The 20,154-nt window shown below is 60.4% G+C and carries 20 protein-coding genes; 15 read left to right on the forward strand and 5 right to left on the reverse strand.

Features of this window, described 5'->3' with window-relative positions; translation table 11 throughout:
• Nucleotides 1-8 precede the first annotated feature (8 nt).
• Both ACT3S6_RS14055 and ACT3S6_RS14060 read right to left on the reverse strand, forming a co-directional pair.
• Nucleotides 9-584 carry a hypothetical protein gene (locus ACT3S6_RS14055; RefSeq protein WP_006822417.1) on the reverse strand — a complete coding sequence of 192 codons (576 nt, stop codon included), beginning with the start codon at nt 582-584 and terminating at the stop codon, nt 9-11.
• An 18-nt stretch (nt 585-602) separates the two neighbouring features.
• Complete coding sequence (locus ACT3S6_RS14060) at nt 603-1,835, reverse strand: MFS transporter (protein WP_006822418.1); 1,233 nt, start codon at nt 1,833-1,835, stop codon at nt 603-605.
• A gap of 83 nt (nt 1,836-1,918) precedes the next feature.
• Here ACT3S6_RS14060 and ACT3S6_RS14065 point away from each other — a divergent pair, with 83 nt between their 5' ends.
• A complete protein-coding gene (locus tag ACT3S6_RS14065) occupies nt 1,919-2,497 on the forward strand; it encodes a TetR/AcrR family transcriptional regulator (RefSeq protein ID WP_087053563.1) in 579 nt (192 codons plus the stop codon).
• A 171-nt stretch (nt 2,498-2,668) separates the two neighbouring features.
• Here the strand turns inward: ACT3S6_RS14065 and ACT3S6_RS14070 are convergent, their stop codons facing one another.
• Nucleotides 2,669-4,264: a helix-turn-helix domain-containing protein gene (locus ACT3S6_RS14070; protein WP_006822420.1), complete on the reverse strand. Its 1,596-nt coding sequence runs from the start codon at nt 4,262-4,264 to the stop codon at nt 2,669-2,671.
• Between the two features lie 158 nt (nt 4,265-4,422).
• Between ACT3S6_RS14070 and ACT3S6_RS14075 the strand changes: the two genes are divergently transcribed.
• From ACT3S6_RS14075 to ACT3S6_RS14140, 14 genes are all read left to right on the forward strand, one after another.
• Nucleotides 4,423-5,244 carry a siderophore-interacting protein gene (locus ACT3S6_RS14075; protein WP_444555477.1) on the forward strand — a complete coding sequence of 274 codons (822 nt, stop codon included), beginning with the start codon at nt 4,423-4,425 and terminating at the stop codon, nt 5,242-5,244.
• 87 nt (nt 5,245-5,331) lie between these two features.
• The gene (locus ACT3S6_RS14080; protein WP_443359430.1) at nt 5,332-6,519 is read left to right on the forward strand and encodes an MFS transporter; all 1,188 of its coding nucleotides are present in this window, start codon (nt 5,332-5,334) and stop codon (nt 6,517-6,519) included.
• On the forward strand, nt 6,516-7,604 hold the full coding sequence (locus ACT3S6_RS14085; RefSeq protein ID WP_006822423.1) for an ABC transporter substrate-binding protein: 1,089 nt from the start codon (nt 6,516-6,518) through the stop codon (nt 7,602-7,604). Before ACT3S6_RS14080 ends, ACT3S6_RS14085 begins: the two co-directional genes overlap by 4 nt.
• 49 nt (nt 7,605-7,653) lie before the next feature.
• A complete protein-coding gene (locus ACT3S6_RS14090; RefSeq protein WP_006822424.1) occupies nt 7,654-8,718 on the forward strand; it encodes an ABC transporter substrate-binding protein in 1,065 nt (354 codons plus the stop codon).
• A 167-nt stretch (nt 8,719-8,885) separates the two neighbouring features.
• A complete protein-coding gene (locus ACT3S6_RS14095; RefSeq protein ID WP_249268444.1) occupies nt 8,886-9,857 on the forward strand; it encodes a FecCD family ABC transporter permease in 972 nt (323 codons plus the stop codon).
• Entirely contained in the window at nt 9,854-10,933 is a 1,080-nt protein-coding gene (locus ACT3S6_RS14100; protein ID WP_006822426.1) for a FecCD family ABC transporter permease, read from the forward strand. Before ACT3S6_RS14095 ends, ACT3S6_RS14100 begins: the two co-directional genes overlap by 4 nt.
• Complete coding sequence (locus ACT3S6_RS14105) at nt 10,930-11,814, forward strand: ABC transporter ATP-binding protein (protein ID WP_006822427.1); 885 nt, start codon at nt 10,930-10,932, stop codon at nt 11,812-11,814. The genes ACT3S6_RS14100 and ACT3S6_RS14105 overlap by 4 nt, the downstream gene beginning before the upstream one ends.
• Entirely contained in the window at nt 11,814-13,421 is a 1,608-nt protein-coding gene (locus ACT3S6_RS14110) for an ATP-binding cassette domain-containing protein (RefSeq protein ID WP_006822428.1), read from the forward strand. Before ACT3S6_RS14105 ends, ACT3S6_RS14110 begins: the two co-directional genes overlap by 1 nt.
• Nucleotides 13,418-15,016: an ABC transporter ATP-binding protein gene (locus ACT3S6_RS14115; protein ID WP_087053560.1), complete on the forward strand. Its 1,599-nt coding sequence runs from the start codon at nt 13,418-13,420 to the stop codon at nt 15,014-15,016. Before ACT3S6_RS14110 ends, ACT3S6_RS14115 begins: the two co-directional genes overlap by 4 nt.
• Nucleotides 14,988-15,905, forward strand: a complete 918-nt coding sequence (locus ACT3S6_RS14120; protein ID WP_006822430.1) for an AraC family transcriptional regulator — start codon at nt 14,988-14,990, stop codon at nt 15,903-15,905. The genes ACT3S6_RS14115 and ACT3S6_RS14120 overlap by 29 nt, the downstream gene beginning before the upstream one ends.
• A 76-nt stretch (nt 15,906-15,981) precedes the next feature.
• Nucleotides 15,982-16,482 carry a MarR family winged helix-turn-helix transcriptional regulator gene (locus ACT3S6_RS14125; RefSeq protein WP_164513769.1) on the forward strand — a complete coding sequence of 167 codons (501 nt, stop codon included), beginning with the start codon at nt 15,982-15,984 and terminating at the stop codon, nt 16,480-16,482.
• A 387-nt stretch (nt 16,483-16,869) separates the two neighbouring features.
• Nucleotides 16,870-17,232, forward strand: a complete 363-nt coding sequence (locus tag ACT3S6_RS14130) for a DNA alkylation repair protein (protein WP_205676911.1) — start codon at nt 16,870-16,872, stop codon at nt 17,230-17,232.
• Between the two features lie 3 nt (nt 17,233-17,235).
• The gene (locus tag ACT3S6_RS14135; RefSeq protein ID WP_087053556.1) at nt 17,236-18,051 is read left to right on the forward strand and encodes an AraC family transcriptional regulator; all 816 of its coding nucleotides are present in this window, start codon (nt 17,236-17,238) and stop codon (nt 18,049-18,051) included.
• Between the two features lie 84 nt (nt 18,052-18,135).
• Nucleotides 18,136-18,741 (forward strand): LysE family translocator, encoded by a 606-nt coding sequence (locus tag ACT3S6_RS14140; protein WP_087053555.1) that lies wholly within the window; start codon nt 18,136-18,138, stop codon nt 18,739-18,741.
• 150 nt (nt 18,742-18,891) lie between these two features.
• Here ACT3S6_RS14140 and ACT3S6_RS14145 read toward each other — a convergent pair whose 3' ends face one another.
• A complete protein-coding gene (locus ACT3S6_RS14145) occupies nt 18,892-19,281 on the reverse strand; it encodes an AraC family transcriptional regulator (RefSeq protein WP_101584957.1) in 390 nt (129 codons plus the stop codon).
• A gap of 6 nt (nt 19,282-19,287) precedes the next feature.
• Complete coding sequence (gene istB / locus ACT3S6_RS14150; RefSeq protein ID WP_096157928.1) at nt 19,288-20,067, reverse strand: IS21-like element helper ATPase IstB; 780 nt, start codon at nt 20,065-20,067, stop codon at nt 19,288-19,290.
• Between the last annotated feature and the right edge of the window lie 87 nt (nt 20,068-20,154).

Genomic DNA, 20,154 nt, shown 5'->3' on the forward strand with positions numbered 1-20,154 from the left:
GGCCAAAATTACGCGTTCAGAGGTGCGTATAGACCGCCGATTTCATCACCGCCGTTGTCTCGGGCAGTGATCCAGGCGTCATGCAACCACATTGCTGTGTTGCGGCGCGAGTGTCCGCTGTTCCACTCGATATCGCGTTCGTAAGTGACGATCTGGTTACCGGCACCAACAATGACCCAGGTATAGAGGCCTAAGCTATGACGGGTTTTGACCTTCATCCCAGAGACAAGTGTTGGCGCTTCGTCTTCGCCTCTTATGGTTTCGTCATGTCGGTCGATCCACTGCACAGTGAGTCCTTCAGTGAAGCCTGAATCGATGCTGCGCAGGAATTCGAATGCCGTGTGGTGGGCTTCTCCAGTTGTCGGGATCGCGTCAGGTTCGAAACCGCTGATTTGGCGGGTGTAGCCGTAGAGGATGCGGTCGTCTCCAAAGACGGTGGTTACGTGTTCGCCCCCGTACTTCGGGTCAGTGCCTGGATGGTGGCGGGTTACGGTGACCGGGGTTGTGCCTTGGTGTTCTTGCCGAGTCGTGACCTCGGTGAACGTTTCAGGGATTCTGAGGGTAGGGAGAAGATGTTCTGACATGGTGTTCCTTTCAGGGATTTATTGAGGCTGCTGTGGGGTTCGAGACCCGAAAATCGTGAATGTGAGGGCGAGTAAGAAAATGGGGATTGCGATGAGTGCCGTGACCTGCACGAGCCCAGTAGTTGATACTTGGGCCAATGTTGCAAGCACCGGGATTGGCAGAGCTGCAAGGCTGGCGCCGAGGAAGAGTGCGAAGGTGTAGAGCGCTGTGACACTGCCGTAATGTTCTGGGGACATGCCGGTGAGGGTTTGGATTGTTGCCGGGGCGAGCACCGACACGCAGGTGGCAAGGAGGAGCATGCCGAATCCTGCGCCCAGGACGCTGTGCCCGGTGAAAACAAGCAGGGTGCTTGCAAGCGCTGCGCCGGTAAATGCGGTAATCATGCGTGTACTTGGGCGGATTCGAGTAAGCCAGGGTGAAGCGGCTCCAGCCCAGATCAGAGCGGGCAGTGCACTGAGGCGCAGCATCAGGAGCTCGCTGTCCGGGTAGTGACCGGTGTGCCCGAGGGCTGCGTAGAGCGCGATGAATGGGCCAAGGATCGCCAGCGTTGCGATTAACAGTAAGACAATGCGCAACCTGCCCAAAAGGCCTGCAAGTATCCTCGTGGCGTTCTGACCAGTTTCTGCGCTGCCGGGAGTAGGCCGCAGACCACGCATGGCAAGCACCAGCCCTAAAGTCAGGGTGATCGCGCTGAGGATGAAGAACCAGCGCCATGAGCCCGCTAACACGACGAGCTGCGCGAGGACCTGCGCAAGCACCGCGGCAGCAAGAAAAGAACTGGTCAGTACGGTCACGGCGATTAAGCGGACAGCGGTCGGCAGGCGTGCACCGAAGTATGCGAAAACCGATGGGGCGAAGCTTGCCGCGGCGGCACCTTGCACGATCCTGCCACCGAGAAGCCAAGACATGCTCGGGGCACAAGCCACGAAGACAGTGGCTGCAAGCAGTACGGTCAGGCCGATCAGAAAGCACCTTGTCGCACCATAACGATCGACCGCTGGCCCCCAGACGAGGAAACCAATCGCATAGGCAACCCCGAATAGGGACTGCACCAATTCCGAGGTGCCCGGATCAGCACCGAGGTCGAGGGCCGAAGCCGGACCGAGCACGAGCGCACCGTAGAGCTGTGAGAGCACCACCAGGGCAAGTACTACAAAGAACGTGATCGAGAGAGGCGCTCGATCCAAAATTTTTGGTCGGGTGGCAGGCATGGGTGGCGCGTCAGAAATGATTGGTCGGGAGGTGGGCATACACATCACGCTACAACCAACTGGTTAGTTGGGCAACTATCTGGTTGGTTGCTTCTCAGTGGTGGAGCTTCTACGCTGGGGACATGGCTGGACCAGAAAACACCAAACGAGCGCTCCTTGAGGCGGGCCGTGAGGAGTTCGCGAAGCACGGACTTGCCGGAGCTCGTACGGATAGAATCGCCGCGAATTCCGGTGTGAATAAGCAACGTATCTACGCATATTTCGGCAGCAAACAAGGCATGTTCCATGCCGTGTTATCTGACGCACTGGATTCTCTGCTCGGAATTGTCCCGTATCCCAAAGGAGACTTGCCGCCAGGAGAGTTCCTCTCCGCGTATCTACAAGCAGTCAATGCTTACCATGCCAAGCATCCGGACCTGTTGCGCCTGTTGCAATGGGAAGCACTCGAACCCGACACCGTCGAACCGGAGAGTGATTCCAGATCGGTGTACTACCAGGATAAAGTCACTTCCTTGGCACAACGTCTGAACATCGAGACGAAGGAAGCCGCACCGATCCTGTTTGGAATAATCGGGCTCGCAGCCTGGCCACACATCGTCCCGCAACTGGCCGCTCTCATCATGGACGACTCTCCCAAGCGTGCTCAGAAACAGGCTTTACAGTGGGCAATAAACAGTGTCGCTTCACTCACTGTGAGGTGATGACCTGAAAGATCCTCGGCCGCAGATCTCGGTGCATGAAACCGTGCAGTAGGCAGCGTCTTAGGCTTTCTTGCGGAAATGTTGTCAGGGGTAAGGTGCGCACAGTTTGGGGTGGTCCTACTCCATGGCGCGGGTCGGCTGGGCATCACCAAAGTCGTTCCGGTGACGGTTCTAGCGGATGATCAGGGGCTCATCAGTGTGTTGCCAACCATTGCGTTGATATTCACGCGGGGACATGTCGTGGGCTCGGGTGAAGACCGTGGTAAATGCTGATGGATGTGCGTAGCCAAGCCGACGAGCCGCCTGCGCCACACCAACCCCTTCTTCAAGATAGCGGCGTGCTTCGGTCATGCGTACCTCCGATCGCCAGGCCACATAACTCTGCCCTGTGGTCGCGAGGAAAGCGCGGCCGAGGTCTCTTGCGTCGGCATTGAGTACTTGCGCCCATCGTGTGAGAGTTCGTCGATCCGCTGGATTGTTGCGCACCGCGCGGATGATCTTGTAAACGGGCGTAACTCCCGCCAAGTCTTCGGCTGCTCCGGCTCGCGTCCTCGTGGCATGCTTGAGAAATGAGTGCGTGATCCGGTTCGGGTCGTGCGACGTAGGGCGAACAAGGCTGTAATTGGCGACGAAAGTGTGCAGCAGGTAGAGCTCAGCCTCATCTGGAAATCGCTGGACGAGGTTGCGAGGAAGTCGCGTTTCCGGTGTGCCGTGGCGTGATCCGAGAGGGAGTAGCAGCGAGCCGCGCGAAAGTGTAATGCTGTTGCGAACGCCTGCGGGAAGCCAGATAGCGTCGCCGCGTCGGAGTCGTCGAGTGCGCTCACCGACCATTACTCGCGCGGCACCGCGGTAGAGCCATACCAGGACGTGGAAATCGTTGATCCGATTCCAGGTCTGCGTTGCCGGGACGGACGGCGGTGAAGCCTCAGGTGGAGCCGCCTCAGGTTGCAGTTGAGGCAGCATCAATTCGCTGAAGTCGGTGGCAAGGGTGTCATCGTGACGGGGAATGACAGGCCGCGCCTTCTTGTACTGGCGGGGGGTCATTCCAGTTTGTGTGTGGAATGCTCTCGTGAATCCAGCGGGAGTGGAGAAGCCGACCTGCCTGCCTGCTTGGCCGATCTCGTGGCCAGCATCCATCAGGGCGGCTGAGGCCGCAACACGTACAGCAGTGCGCCACCGTATGAATGGAAGTCCTGTCTCTTGCAGAAACTGCAGTTGCAAAGTCCGAACGCTGATATTGACCGCTCGTGCGTGGTCTGTCGTCTCGGAGGGATCATCGGGTCTCTGGAGCAGCGAGTGCGCGACCGTCAGGGCTTCAGGTGAGCGGGGCATCGGAGGCAGTGGCACCTGCTCTATAGGCCGCGCTTCTTCCTTAGGTGTCGCGTAGCGAGACCCGGCAACCAGATCGAGGAGGCTGGTGTCGGAGGTTGCGCCCCGAAGGTAGCCGATACTCCGCGCGAACTGGTAGATGAGCCACTCGGACCAGCTGTTTGAGAGATTGATGCGCTGGGGTCGGTCGAGGTTCGGCGCGCGGGTTCCTGCGGCTGGGAAGATCGGGAATGCGACTGAGTCAGCGCCCACCTCCACGGTGTAGGGGATACCGGCAGGCAACCATATGCCCTGCCCGGAGGAGAGTAGGTACTCCTGTTGCGCTGCGCGAACCTCTGCGGTTCCCGCGTGCACCCATAAGAGGGAGGGGTCACGTGTGTTGTGCACAGACACTGCTTGGGAGGTAGGCACCGGTGGTGGGTCGAACAGCACGAGCATGATCCTTTGTTCACTAGTCAGGCATCAGCATCAGAGTATGCGAACTCTGCGCTTACGGATAAATCATCCGACCTAAGTAAGGGTACACTTACTTAGTGAGCCCATGTGTGCCGATGCTTGTGGGGGTGGTCCGTTCTGTCGCTGTAAGGAGATTGTCTATGAGTGTGTCTGCACGTACGTTGCGCTTGGTTCCAGTAGCGCTGCGTGAACTTGCTGTAGGCCGCGTTGTGGACGTGACTTCGGGGATGAAGCGGATCACGCTGACGGGGAGCCAGTTGGGTGAGTTCACCTCGCCAGGGGGAGATCTGCAACCAGCTTTCACCTCACCGGGGTTCGATGACGATATTCGTTTGCTGTTTCCCTATCCAGGTGAGAGTGAGCCGGTCTTGCCTGTGATCGAAAATGGCCGCGTAACGTTCGCGGAAGGGAGGCGCCCCATCGCACGGGCGTACTCGGTGCGACGTTACGACTCGGAATCGCGTGAGCTGGATGTTGATTTCGTGCTGCATGGGCACGGGGTTGCGGCCGATTGGGCTCGGCGGGCACGACCTGGTGACCCGATCCATATCGTGGGTCCGGGCAAGACGCAGAGCCTGCCTGCCGGTTGCGACTGGTTCCTTGTGGCAGGTGACGATACAGCGATTCCCGCTATTGCACGGCTCCTCGAAGAACTACCGTGCGATGCGCGCGGTCAGGTTCTCATCGATGTTGCGGAAGACGATCACCGACAAGAACTCACTGCCCCTGAGGGAATCGAGATCTCCTGGATTCCTCGCCACACTGGCACGCGGCACCCGCTGCTCAACGCGATACGAGGCGTGAACTGGCACGACAATGAGCCGTTTGCTTGGCTCGCTGGCGAACAGGCCGAAGTGCAAAAGATGCGCCGCTTCTTGGTCAAAGAACGCGGTGTCCCAAAGTCCGACATCGATTTCACGGGCTACTGGAAGCGGGGCGCGGCCGGACTCGTCGGCCAGTGAGGCGAAGGGAACCTGCATCCCTCACCCACGACCTATCCCACCCGCTCAGTGGTTCTCGGGCACACCAGCAATAAAGAAAGGCAGTCAATGTCAACCACCCTCGCGGCACGCCGCTTGGCGCTTTGTGCATTGTTTCTATTGCCGGGTCTGGCAATGTCGGCCTGGGTCACGCGCACACCAGCGATTCGCGATTTGCTCGGAGCCTCAACCGCGCAGATGGGTATCGTGATCTTTGGTCTATCACTAGGGGCGATGGCGGGGATTCTCTGTTCAGGGCCGCTGTTGGCTCGACTTGGCGCAAAGCCACTGATCGCATTCGGCACGTTGGGTGTAGCCGTGAGCGTGCCCCTCATAGGTCTTGGCGCGGCAGCCCAGATCGACGGATTCGTCATCGCGGCATTGGCGTTGTTCGGTCTGAGCATGGGCGGTAGCGAGATTGCACTGAACGTTGAGGGCGCAGATGTCGAAGCCATCTCTGGCAGACCGTTCCTGCCAGCGTTACATGGTTCGTTTAGCTTGGGCACCCTTATCGGTGCGGCACTCGGAATTGTGGCTACCGCCGCGGATTTCTCAGTTGTCACGCATCTGATGACGATCGGACTGTCCGGCATTGTGATCCTGCTAGTTTGCATACGCTTCTTACCGCCCGCAACCGGTCGCCGACAGAAACCAAATACACCGGCCTATCGTTCTGAGCGAGCAGTATGGCGCGACTCCTCTCTTTGGCTCATCGGAGTCATCGTTCTCGCAATGGCGTTCGCTGAGGGCACGGCGAACGACTGGCTTCCCCTGATCATGGTCGATGGGCATGGTCTGAATCCAGCACTCAGTTCGACGGTCTTCGCGGTCTTCGCCGCGGCGATGACGCTAGGACGGTTCTTGGGAGGACCGGTTGTTCAACGATTCGGGCGTGCCTGGGTGCTCGGAGCGAGCGCTCTGAGTGCCGTTGTTGGAATCTCGCTTGTTGCTTTCGTTGACAATTCAGTCGTGGCGGGGGTTGCAGTTGTGTTGTGGGGTCTGGGCGCGTCTCTGGGGTTCCCTGTAGCGATCTCCTCGGCTGGGGCATCGGGAGAGAACTCGGCAACGCGTGTTGCTTTCGTGACCGTCATTGGATATATCGCGTTCCTGGTTGCTCCACCCCTTCTCGGATTTGTCGGCGAACGTGCCGGACTGCGTGGCGCGCTCGTCATTCCCCTCCTCGTTCTCTTCGTTTCGATCTTCCTCAGCCCGGTCGCCCGGACGCAGCGATCCTCAATTCAGATAGGGAAACCATGAGCCGTTCGCAAGCTAAGCCTTCTCGCATCCTCAGCAGCATCTGTGTTGTTCTCACCATTTCCTTGTTCGCTGCAAGCTGCTCGGCAAAGCCCGAATCCGATAATGCAACAAGACACCCTGAGCAAGCATCTTTACTGCCAGCGGCCGAGCAGACTACAAGCTATCCGCTGACGCTCGAATCACCGTTCGGTGAGACTGTTCTTCCGGAACGGCCTGAACGCATTGCAGCGGTCGCCCCGACAGCGATCGACACTGAGCTGCTTCTCGCCCTCGGCGTGACCCCCATTCTCACGTCAAGTCTCGTGAGTGAAGGCGGTTATCTCGACGATCATGGGGCAGCAGAAATTGAAACCTACGAGTTCGTGTCCGGTGAAGACCTTCCGATAGAAACCATCGCCGCCAGCCACCCTGACCTCATCGTGGCGGTGGGATGGACAGACGGGTTGAGTGGCGTCAACCTTGGCGACTACTACGACCGATTGACGTCAATCGCCCCAGTACTGACCAGTCCCGACACGTCGTCGCAACAGCTCATCCCTTGGCAAGACTCTATTCGCCTCCTTGGATCGACGCTCGACCTCGAAGACGCAGCAACACAAGTTATCGCACATCACCAAGAACATTTCGCCGAGATACGAAAGGAACACCCGGAATTTGCGGGTCTCACCACTAGCTGGGTTCTCCACTTCGGGGCCGCAAATAGCCTCCGCTATATGTCTCCATCGGGATCGGGGACAGAACTCTTTCTCAGCGAGCTTGGGTTCATTCCGAATCCGAAGGCTAATCAGTTCGTAGGCGACCCGTGGGTCAGCAGTGAACTGCTGACCCAAATCGATGCGGATGTTCTCTTGCTGGGCCAGACCGTGAACGCGAGCGATGAAGAAATGCACGAGCTTGTCACCGAAAACACCCTCTTCATGAATCTGGGCGCTGTCACGTCTAGGCATCTCGTCCGGTTGGCTCCGAAGACCGAAGACGACCGAGATCTGCTCTGGACGGTCACGGTAGGCGGACCAATCGGGCAGGAATGGGCCGCAGATTATCTCGTTCCTCTCATCGCCGATGTCCTAACGAAGACTTCATGACCATCCCTCTCATCAATGAACAATCTGAACTATAGAAAGGCAAACACGAATGAAGAAGACCAGACGCTCCCGCGTCGCTGCCAGTATCGGGGCGAGCCTCGCGACAATACTGCTCATCGCGGGCTGCTCCACGAGCCCGGACTCCAACGACAGTCCTGAAGAGCCCGGCGCAAGCGAATCAAGCCTGCTCCCTGCCGCTGAAGGCAAGACCAGTTACCCTCTGACGCTCGAATCACCGTACGGAGAGACGATCCTCGAGGAGCGCCCTGAGCGGATCGCAGCGATCGTCCCGAACGCGATCGACACCGAGTTGCTGCTTTCCTTAGGGGTCACGCCTGTGTTGACCTCGAACTTCGTAAGCGAGGGCGGCTACCTCGAAGAGCATGGGTCAGCCGAGCTGGACACCTACGAGTTCATGATGGGCGAAGACATCCCCATCGAGGCCATCGCAGCGAGCAACCCCGACCTCATCGTCACCGTAGGCTGGGTGCCCGGTTACGGCGAACTGCGTGACTACTACCAGCAACTCTCCAAGATAGCCCCGGTGGTGACAAGCCCGGAATCGTCTCAACGCACCATTCCCTGGCAGGACTCGATCCGCGTCCTAGGTGAGACGCTAGACCTTAGCGGCGCGGCCGAAGCTGTCATTGCGGAACACGATGAACGCTTCGCGCAAGTGCGTGCAGATCATCCCGAGTTCGACGGGCTCACCGCGACCTGGGCGATCTACTACGGCCCAACAAACGGACTGCAGTACTTCTCACAGCCTGGCTCCGCGCCCGCTGCATTCCTGGCCGACCTCGGTTTCAGCGAGAACCCGAACGCCACGGAATTCGTGACGGATACCAAGGTTAGTGATGAACTTCTATCGAAGATTGACGCCGACGTCCTCATCCTTGGACAGAGCGCAGCCGCGAGCGAAGCCGAAATGCAGGAGTTGACAGGTCGCGACCTGTTCCAAAACCTGGGAGCGGTATCGTCCGGTCAGTTTGTCCAGCTGCCGCCGAAAACTGACGACGGCGGCGATCTCTTGTGGGCAATCACCAGCGGCGGACCCATCGGCAATGCTTGGGCGGTCGAACGCGTCGTTCCCCAGATTGCGGACGTGTTCTAACTCGGGTCACGGACTATCGCGGCACCACGGGTCTAGCAGTCCGTGGTGCCGCGATAGCTGAACAACACGAAAGATCGGTCATGACTGTTTCGTTAGTAGGTGCGCGCGAGGCGTGCAGTGCGCTGGGAGAAGGGCACCTCCCAACAAGCAACCGTCGAATATCGGGTGTGATTGTGCTGCTCGCGTTGCTTGTGGTGGTTCTGGCAGCAAGCCTGTCATTCGGCGCGAACCCGTTACCCATCAGCGAGATCTGGCGGGTCGTACTCTCCCCAGATAGCTCCGAGGCAAGCTCCATTGTCTGGACATTACGAGTACCTCGCACGGTTGTGGGGATTGCTGCTGGTGTGGCATTCGGTGTTTCGGGCGCGCTCATCCAGGCGATCACACGCAACCCGCTTGCCGATCCCGGTATTCTCGGCGTAAATGCCGGAGCGGGGTTCGCCATTGTCGTTGGCGTGACGTTGTTCGGAGTCGGAGGAATCACCGGGTACATCTGGTTTTCGTTCATCGGTGCGATCCTTGCCACGGTGCTCGTCTACCTGATCGGGTCAGCGGGACGAGGCGCCTCATCTCCCGTCACACTCGTGCTCGCAGGCATCGCACTTGCCGCTGTCCTCTCAGCTTTCTCAACGTTTCTGACACTGATGGATCAGGAGACGTTCCGTTCCTTCCGGGCTTGGGGGTTGGGTTCCCTCTCGCGCGCCTCACTCGATGACACCGCTTCGGTTGCCCCGTTTCTGGCGGTAGGAATCCTGTTAGCCGCACTGATCAGCAGCTCCTTGAACGCGGTCGCGCTGGGAGACGACCAAGCGACCGCACTCGGAGCAAGCGTCACCCGCACTCGTATTTTGGGGATCATTGCCGTGACGCTCCTCGCAGGTGGCGGAACAGCGCTCACCGGAGGTATCGCGTTCGTAGGTCTCATGGTCCCGCACATCGTGCGCTGGTTCACCGGACCCGACCAGCGATGGATCATCGCCTACACCGCCCTCGCGGCACCCTCCATCGTGCTCATCGCAGACGTGCTGGGACGAGTGATCACCCGCCCCGGCGAGATCGAGGCCGGCGTGCTCACCGCACTCATCGGTGCCCCCGTCCTCATCGCACTTGTGCGCCGGCGAAAGGCATCCGGGCTATGAAATCCACTATTCAAATCCCACGACAGATCGATTTCGGTTACCGGAACCGCACAATCCGTACTCAGCGCGCCGTCGCGCTGAGATTCAGCGCACGGAGCATTGCGATCAACTCGATCCTCGCCGTAGTTGCGGTGACCGTTGCGGTGATGTCCCTCGGAATCGGTGACTATCCACTGACAACTGCCCAGGTTGTCCAGTCGCTCTTCGGCCAGGGCGATGACTTCCATCGCCTGATCGTGACGGAATGGCGTCTGCCCATCGCGATCGCGGCAATCCTGTTCGGAGCGCTACTGGGGATCGGCGGTGCAATCTTCCAATCGCTGACCCGCAACCCCCTGGGATCTCCGGATGTAATCGGCTTCGACGCAGGATCGTACACGGCCGTGGTGCTCACAATCCTTGTCATCGGCGCGAATCAGTACTGGTACATCGCCGCAGCAGCTCTGGTCGGCGGGCTGCTCACCGCAATCGTGGTGTATCTGCTCTCCTATCGAGGAGGCGTGCAGGGTTTCCGCCTCATCATCGTCGGCATCGGAGTTTCCGCGATGCTGGGATCGATCAACGCGTACCTCATCACTCGCGCCGAGATCACCGATGCGATGAGCGTCGGTTTCTGGGCGGCCGGGTCGCTCAGTCGCGTCGGATGGCACTCGCTTGTCCCCGTCATCATCGGGGGCCTGATTGTCTTCATCGGAGTGACGATGTTGGCTCCCGCTCTGCGACAACTGGAACTTGGTGACGACGCGGCACTCGCTCAGGGGGTGAACGCTTCCGTTGCTCGCCCGCTGCTGCTGATCCTGGGAGTTGCGACGACCGCGTTGGTGACAGCTGCTGCCGGTCCGATCGGGTTCGTCGCACTGTCCGCGCCACAGCTCGCGAGGCGATTGACACGGACACCCGGGGTAACCGTGGCTGCGTCCGCGTTCATGGGAGCCGCGCTCTTGTCTCTCGCGCAGTTGCTGTCGCTCGTGATCGCGCAGGTCTACCGGCCTGTTCCGGTTGGCCTCATCACCGTGAGCCTGGGTGGTCTCTACCTAATCTGGCTCCTTATTCGTGAAACAAGGAGAAGCATATGACACGAGTGGACACTCACCCCCTCGCCACTGCTAACACCGCCGAGTTGACCGTACCGACAAGTCGACTGTGGACGGTGAATGCCACGATCGGCTATGACAAGCGCGTCATCAACGAGAACCTGTCGGTGTCGATTCCCGATGAGTCTTTCACCGTGATCGTCGGGCCGAATGCATGCGGCAAGTCGACCCTTCTGCGCGGGCTATCCAGGCTCCTGAAACCAGGATCAGGGCGGGTGGTACTTGACGGACAAGACATCCATTCCTACAAGGCCAAAGAGGTTGCGCGCAAGTTGGGACTGCTACCGCAGACCTCGCTCGCTCCCGATGGGATCAGAGTCGCTGATCTGGTCGCTCGCGGCCGGTATCCGTACCAGAAACTGATCCGACAGTGGACACCGGACGATGAGCAGGCGGTCTCTACCGCGATGGCAGCAACTGGCATCCATGAACTCTCAGACCGGCTCGTCGACGAACTCTCCGGCGGGCAACGACAGCGAGTCTGGGTCGCGATGGCGCTGGCACAGCAGACCGAAATCCTGTTGCTGGACGAGCCGACGACGTTCCTTGACCTGACCCATCAGATCGAGCTGATGGAACTATTCACCGACCTCCACCTTGCCGGGCACACCCTTGTCGCCGTTCTTCACGACCTCAACCAGGCTGCCCGCTACGCAACGCATCTCGTCGCGATGAAGGACGGAGGTGTCGTCGCCGAGGGCCCACCGGCTGAGGTACTGACCTCCGACCTGGTCGAGCAGGTGTTCGGTCTGCGCTGTCTCGTCGTTCCTGATCCCGTCGCAGGAACCCCGCAGGTGGTGCCGCTCGGACGAGACCGGCATCGGAACAAGGAAACTCCGATCAAGGAAGGAGGCACCGAATAGTGCCCGCACTCAACAATGACCCTGCGGCCGCACCGGCCTCACCCATTGCGGCCGCACTGCGCCCCGCGATCCCTGTGCTTACAGCAGCGGTTACCGCCGCCGCGCTTGGTGGCCTCACGATGGTCGGAGCCTTATGGTTCACCGTGCAGGTCGTCGCTGCGGTGACACTGACGCATGCGATTTCGGCGTGTGTCTGCTGGCTCATTGGAGGCCTGCTCCTGTCCGTCTCGTCGTGGCTCGCACATCACGGGGAGGCAAGATTCTCCGCACGGCTACGGCGCGATACCGCTCGCCATCTCGCGCACATGCCGATGAGCACGGTCTCACGGTATGGCGCTGACGCGCTGCGTCGTCTGGTAGGCGAAGACATTGCCGCGCTACACCACACCGTCGCACATCTGCCCGCGGAAATCGCGACCCTTGCGGTGGTGCCCCTCGCGACAGTAACTCTGCTGGTCGCAGTGGCGGGTCCCCTTACCCTGATTGCGCTGATCCCTGGCCTGCTGGCCGCAGCCTACTATCTGTTCATCGTGCCGCGAAGCTCAGCGAAACACGGAACCGAAACGGTCCGTGTGATGACGGACATCAGGACCGCTGTCGACGACTACGCACGCGGCATTCGCGTGTCCCGCATTTACAGCGCACAGGCCGGGGCAACCGCCAACTATGCCGACGCAGCACGCCGGTTCACCGAGAACATGGTCGCCTGGGTGCGACGGGTCGCGACACTCTCTTCCGTAGCGGTGGCGCTGCTCCAGGCCGTCGCAACCTATGCGATCGCCTACGCCATCGGCTACGACCAAGAGCCGGCAGTGCTCGCCGCCATGCTGCTGTTCGGGCTCGCCGTGGTCACCCCGGCGCTGCGCCTTGGGCATGGCCTGGACTATGTACGAGCGGGCAGCGCCGCGGCCGAACGCATCGCAGCGGTACTCCGCGAACCGACCGTCACGGGATCAACCGATCACAGTGACGACCCTGGACTTGAACTCGTCGACGTGCGGATCGGTCAGGACGACCGCACACTCATCCACAGTCTTTCCCACACATTCTCACCAGGATTAGTCACCGCGATAACCGGCCCCAGTGGCAGCGGCAAGACCACGCTGCTACGTACTATTGCCGGGCTGGAAACGCTCGAAAGCGGCGTGATCCGGTACCCCCACAGGGAGACGAACAGCGAGAAGACGTCACCCGACTCGGTGTTACTCATTCCACAAGGTGGGGATGTGCTCTCCGGGACGATCCGCGAAAATATCGCGCTCTCGACCCCAGAGGCCACCGATGATGAGATCAGCACCGCGCTTCGACGTGCGCAACTCGACCTCCCCCTGGATACCGCGACGACCACCCTGTCGGGCGGTGAACGTCAACGAGTCGGACTCGCCCGCGCGTTCCTCACCGATGCCCGTGTGATCCTGCTCGATGAACCCACCAGCGCGCTGGATAAGGACACGAGCGGGCGGCTCGTCAGCGAGCTACACACATTCGTCATGGAGGAATCGAAGACGCTCTTGATTGTCACCCACGATCATGGACTGGCCGAGGGCGCCACAGCACAGCTCAAGCTCACCGGCAACTCGGTCACGGTAGCCGGAGGAACCCGATGAACACGCAGCACACCCAGACCCTTCCTGCAGCGGCTCGCCGCAGACTGGTACTCATATCACTTGGCTGGGCACTCGTCGCGCTGGCCGAGGCGACGGCCTACACCGTGCTCGCCCTTGCGATCGCAAAGCACCAGCCACCGGGAATGGTGATCGCGACTGCGGCCGTCGCCCTGTTTATCACCGTGCTCGTCTCGCGCAGCGGCTACCTCACCGGGGCAAGGCTGGCCGGAGATCTCTTCCAAGGAGTTGGCGCGGCCTTCTCCCACGCCAAACTCTCGTGGTTCACCGAGAAGAACCGAACTCTTGTCGGCACGGTCGCCGGACAATCAATCCCCGCCCTGATGAGCGTTCCCGCCCATCAGCTGCAGACGTTCATTCTCTCGCCGCTCATCCCGCTTCTCTTGCTTGTCGGTATCGCGATCGTCGCTGGCCCCCTCACCATGCTTCTGGTGGCCGGGCTTGTCATCATCGCGTTCCTCGCACAACTACTCGCTCAACGAGCCCTCAGCCGTGCAGACGCAGGCCGAAACACTGTCGAGCAGGCCACCACCGAGGCATCCCTGGAATTCATCGATCACCTCGAACTGCTGCGGACCGCCGCAGGGCCAGACCGAGCCGTGGCGCGCCTGGAAGACAGATGGGACTCGGAAGAGGCTGCGCTCGCGCGTACGAACCGTGTATCGACTCCCGCGACCTTCGTTTCTAGTCTCGCGAGCATTCTGCCGCTTGCTGGTGTCCTCCTCTTCATCGCGTCGACAGCCATTGATGACCCGGCTACGGCACTGGCGCTCATCATCCTCACCGCCCGTGCATCTGCACCTTTGGATGCTCTCGCCCTGGCGGGGGTCTCGATCAACGAATTGCGTACCACGATCAACCGGTATCGCGCGGTGCTCTCGGCCCCGGTCTTACCCGAGCCGACCAAATCTGTCCAGAGCGTCGGCCATGCGATGACAGTGAATGATGTCTCGCACATCACCGTGCTGAAAGGGATCTCTACCGAGGTGCCCGAGGGCTCTACGACGATCATCACTGGTCCGACCGGAAGCGGCAAGAGCACCCTGCTTTCCCTGCTGATGCGGTTCGACGATCCTGACAATGGGCGTATCGAACTCGGCGGGGTCGACCTCACAGACATGCGATACGAAGACCTCGCGCAACGGATCGGCTATGTGCCGCAGGATCCTGTCGTGTTCGACGGAACACTGGCCGACAACATCCGTCTCGGCGACCCATCGGCCACCGATGAAGAGATCATCCATGCGGCAAAACAAGCCGCACTCGGTCAAGTCATCGAGCAATCACCGCTCGGGATTCAGCAATCAGTAGGCCACCACGGAAACGCACTGTCAGGCGGTGAACGCCAACGAGTCGCGATCGCCCGAGCCCTCCTTAAACAGGCACCGATCCTCATCCTCGACGAGGCGACCTCCGCCCTCGATACCGCCACGGAAGCGAAGATCGCCGAAACGATCCGCGCGCTCCCATGCACGAAGATCGTCGTCACTCACCGCGACGCGGACACAACCTGGCAGCCGACAGGTCACATTGCGCTCGGAGCACCAAGTGGTCGGAACACCAACGACCTCTGGTGAAAATGAAGTGAATTTGTTTGGGTCAGGCGGGCTGCCAGTGTTAGTGCGGGATCAGACAGCGCAGGTTCCGTCCGGCCCGTTGCGTGTGGCTGCGGTGAAGGTCGTGTTCGTGCTCTCAGGATGGGGACGCCTGCACACTCCAACAGGTGAGGAGCTATTGGGCGCGGGCAGTATTTTGACGATTCCAAATGGTATTGAGTGTCGCGGGTTTCCAGCAGAACATATGCGAACAGTGACTTTCTACATTCATCCCGGATTTCTAGCCGATCAGGTGCGGTGGCTGTCTGCAGCACACCCTCTGGTACACCATCTGCACCGTGCTCTCCACAAGAATTCTGAGCTCGGAACGTTGCGACTCTCGCCGGGAGCGTTGCTTGAACTCACTCCCAGCCTGCTCCGCCTCGCACACAAACCTGAGACTACTACGAGCGACTTTACCGTGCTCGCAGGAGCCTCGGAGGTGTTCGATGCGGTAGGAAAACTGACCGGCGTTGCCTCAGGCAGCACCGATCGTATCGGGGCGTTCCCAAGACGAGAAGTGACCATGGCAGTCGCCCTGCTACAGGCAAATCTGAATCACCCCTGGCGCGTCGATGAACTCGCTCGGGAGATTGCCCTGTCATCGTCACAGTTGACCCGGCTTTTCCGCTCGCATGTGGGTGTCGCTCCCGGGACTTTTCTTCGTCAGCTTCGGGCGGATCGGCTGGCTGAGCTTCTTGCCACGACGGACCTTTCGGTGAGCGAGGCTGCGGCACGCGCAGGCTGGGGTGCCAGTACGCTTGCCTCCCGGTCGTTTAAGCAGCGGTACGGGGTCTCGCCGAGCATCTACGCGCGCTTCCATCGTGGCGAGAAGAACACACTCCTCACGCTGAGCGATCAGACTTCGTGAACCGATGCCAGCAAAGCTTGGGATGTCCTTTTCCGCACAAAGAGGGCTAGTTAGCTGCCTGATAGTATGGCACTTAATGAATAAGGGTGTGGTCGTCAAACACGACTTTTTGCTGGCTCACGTTGATCACGATGAGTCTGCTCAAGTCGTGATGGCGGTGCTGTCTGCGGCGCGGCGCATCGATGACGCATGCGCCCACCTGCTGGCGCGGCATGGGCTTTCCGAGGGAAGGTTCGCAGTGTTGCTCGCGGTCAGCGAGCGTGATGACGCGAGTCCCGGGTGGATCGCCGAGCGGCTTGGGGTGACTCGCGCAACGGTCACTGGTCTTCTTGAAGGGCTGGTCAAAAGTGACTTTGTCGTGCGCATGGCCGCGCCAGGAGACCGCCGTTCGCACAACATCAAGCTCACGGAGGCTGGGGTCGCTGTTGTGAAAGAACTCGTACCCGTATACAAGGAGTGGTTGCGCCAGATCGCGGACAAGGTTGCGACGCCGCAAGACATTATCTCGAGTCTGGAACAGCTACGGCACAACCTGAGATCAGGAGCACCAACGAAGGGGGGTCATGAGTCGTCCTAGAACGGTTGCAGGGTTTGTGCCCGAACGGTTGCAGCAGTTACAGGCTGGGAGTATTGCAACGAGCACGCCCACCGAAGCATTAGCGATCGATCAGGGGTGTTGCTGCGCAATGTGCTCCCTGACGCTCCTGAACGTTTGCATGACGCTGCACGTGCGACGCAAAGCCAGGGAATTTTGGCGAGGATGCAACCCATCGGCGAGGCACTGCACAATCATCTTGGTACTGCAGACCCGGATCGCTGAGCTACGCACCGCTCAGACACGGTGCGTGGGTGGGCATGTTTCGCGGTTGCTGCTGGCCCGATCTTCCAAACCGCCGAAACCTTGCTGCCAGTGTTACGGCCAGCAGCCGATGATCAGCATTTCGCGGTTCGGGAATGGGCGTGGATGACGGCCAGGCCCACGCTCACAGCGCACCTCATCGAGAGCATCACGGTGCTTTCTGTTTGGACAGGTACAGATTCAGAACGCATCCGCCGGTTCACGAGCGAAGCGCTATGCCCGCGAGGAGTGTGGGCCAAACATATCGCCGCCCTCAAACACGACCCTGAGCTGGGGTTACAGATCCTCGAACCCTTACGCAGTGACACGTCACGCTATGTGCAAGACTCTGTCGCGAACTGGATCAATGATGCCTCGAAAACCCAGCCCGAATGGGTCGGGCAGTTCGCTGATCGGTGGCTTCAAGAAAGCCCCACCCCCGAAACCACGCGCATCGTGTCCCGCGGCCTCAGGTCGATACGAGACTGAGCGATGCAAACCGAGGAAGTACTGGAGACGGAGTTCGCGCGCAGCACGACGATCCCACACGTCGAGGCGAGACGCTCCTCTCAGGAGAATTCCTGCTACCGCCCACACACGCATGACACGTTCTCGATCGGGCTCATCGATTCGGGTACCTCGGTGTTCGCTGGCCCGCTCGGCGGCAGCGTACACCTGCGCCCGGGTGATGTGATTGTCATCGCAGCCGACCAGGTGCATCAGTGCAACCCTTATGGTGGTCGGTGGGTCTATCAAATGATCCACATGGATCAGGGCTGGGCAACAGACCTCGCGCCCGACGGATCTGCACAGGCACTATTTTCTAGCATCACCGTCCTGCGCCACCCGAACCTGCACGCGAGGCTCAGCGCATGGAACAGCCGCATCTTCGAGGACGAGAGCCGAGAACGTCTCGAAACTGATTTTCGTATGCTGTTGCGTGACCTCTCAGCTGCAGCACCGGACCATGTGGTGACCAGCGACGCTGACCCCGACCTTCGTGAGCGTCTACACCCGGTGATGGAGCGCCTACGATATGACGAATCCAACCCGAGCCTCGACAACCTGGCGGCTCTGGTTGGGATGTCGCGGCACCAGCTGATCCGCTCGGTGAAACGCGCTACCGGGTTGGCACCGTTGGCGTGGAGACAAAACGCCCGCATTATCGAAGCGCGGCACATGCTCCGTGACGGGCATGCTCTCGCCGATACCGCCCACACTCTGGGCTTCACCGACCAGAGCCATTTTCACCGCGTGTTTCGTGCCCACGTCGCCGCCCCACCGGGCCAATACCGTTCCGCAACGTAAGCCGCAGCCGCACGAACGTACAAGACACCACCCCTCACCGTCGCCGAGACTTGACGAGTTCACCGTCAAGATCGGAGGGGAAGTATGGAGCAGTTTGCCGCAGTGGCTCTCGCACACTTTCTGGCGCTGCTCATTCCCGGGGTAGATTTCTTTCTCATCGCCCGCACCGCAATGACCAGCGGTTGGCGAAACGCCACCGGCGCGTGCCTGGGCATCGCCGCCGCGAACGGGATCTTCATCGCGGCAGCATTCTCAGGGATCTCGATCATCTCGCACCCGACCGTGCTCGTCGTGATTCAACTGGCTGGCGGTGCCTTTCTGGTGTTCATCGGAATCGCGTTTATGAGATCAACGCCCCGGCTCAGTCACGATGACGACATGACTATCGAGCAGGCCACTTGGGTGAAGAACTTCGGTCTCGGGATCGCTTCTGGCCTGCTCAACCCCAAGAACGCGCTCTTCTATCTCAGCCTCGCCACTGCGCTCGCTGGGGCAGCACCACTCACACTCGTTGCATACGGGACCTGGATGTTCACCATTGTGCTCGTCTGGGATGTCATCATTGCGGTCGCCCTCGGATCCCGCAGAGCCCTCGCCCGGTTGGCACGCGTCGTGCCCTGGCTCACGAAGATAGCTGGAGGCTTCCTCATCCTTTTCGGCATTGCCCTGATCGTGGCTGTCGTGCAATAACGCAACGATTCGCCAAGCCGAGGTAAGTTCGTGCTTCCACTGCGGTAAAAGGCCGCAAAAACTCAGCGAGCTACTCCATTTCGCTGGTCGAATGCCCGCGACGCAACTGCAGGATCAGTCCATCCCACCGCCGCCACAGCCTCTGCAACCTCAAGTCTTGTGGTTGCGAGAACCTGCGCGAAGCTGGCGAAGCAACGCCGCCGCTGAGACGCCGATCTGGGTACGAAACAAACGCGTCAACTGAGAGCTTGACAACGCCGCAGCACTGGCCAGATCAGCAATCTGCCATCCACGGTCTAGGGTTGCGTTCAATAAGGAAATCGCGGCGACAATCTCGCGGCTTGGCGAGACTCCAGGATATACGGTGTACTCACAACGTTCTGTGGCTTGACCGCTCATCCGACCCGCCCCGTCGAATACCTCCGCTGAGAGAGCATGAATCAGCCGAGAATCGAACTGCGAAGGCATAACGCGCAGACTGTCAAGGGCCAGTTCCAGGTCCCCAGTTTTGGCCAAGTAGAAGTCCCCACCCTCTGTCATGGTTGATCAGTGGGGTAGGTGTTCACCTCCTTGTCGGGCTCGGGCTTGTCGCATGAGGTAGGACTGGCCGCTGGTGACCACGGTGGTGGCGTGGTGCAGTAGCCGGTCGAGCATGGACACGGCGGTGGTGTGTTCGGGCAAGAACCGTCCCCAGTCTTCGAAGGAGTGGTGGGAGGCGATGCCCAGGGAGCGGCGTTCGTAAGCGGCGGCCACGAACCGGAAGAGCAACTGGGCCCCGGTGTCGTCCAACGGGGCGAATCCGATCTCATCGACCAGCACCAGGTCGTTGCGTAGCAGCGTCTCGATGGCCTTGCCAACGGTGTTGTCGGCCAGGTGTCGGTAGAGGGTATCGACCAGGTCAGCGGCGGTGACGTAGCGCACCCGGTGCCCGGCGACCACGGCCGCGTGCCCCAGGGCGATGAGGGTGTGGGACTTACCTGTGCCGGCCGGTCCGATCAGCGCTAAGTTCTCCTTGGCCCCCACCCACTCCAGGCTGCTCAGGTAGGCCCACGTCGGTGCCGGGATCGCCGAGGCGCCCAGGTCGAACTCCTCGATCGTCTGGAGCACCGGGAAGGCGGCGGCCTTGCGCCGGGCTCGCTCGTTGGAGGCATCGCGGGCGGCGACCTCAGCCTCCACCAGGGCTCGCAGCACCTCCTCGGGGCTCCACCGCTGGGTCTTGGCGGTGATGAGCAACTCAGGGGCGAGTTGGCGCATCGCGGCCAGTTTCAGCCGGCGTAGCCCGGCGGTCAGGTCCGCCGCCAATACCGGAGCAGTGGCGGGGCTCATGAGGACACCCTCCCTGCGGTGGTGGGGGCGTGCTCCGCCAGCGACCGCCCGGTGGCCGTGGGCAGGTCGATCACCGGCGGCATTCCT

Origin of the sequence: Arthrobacter sp. AOP36-C1-22 (genome assembly GCF_052377515.1) — a bacterium.
In the GTDB taxonomy this organism is placed as follows: Bacteria; Actinomycetota; Actinomycetes; order Actinomycetales; family Micrococcaceae; genus Arthrobacter_H.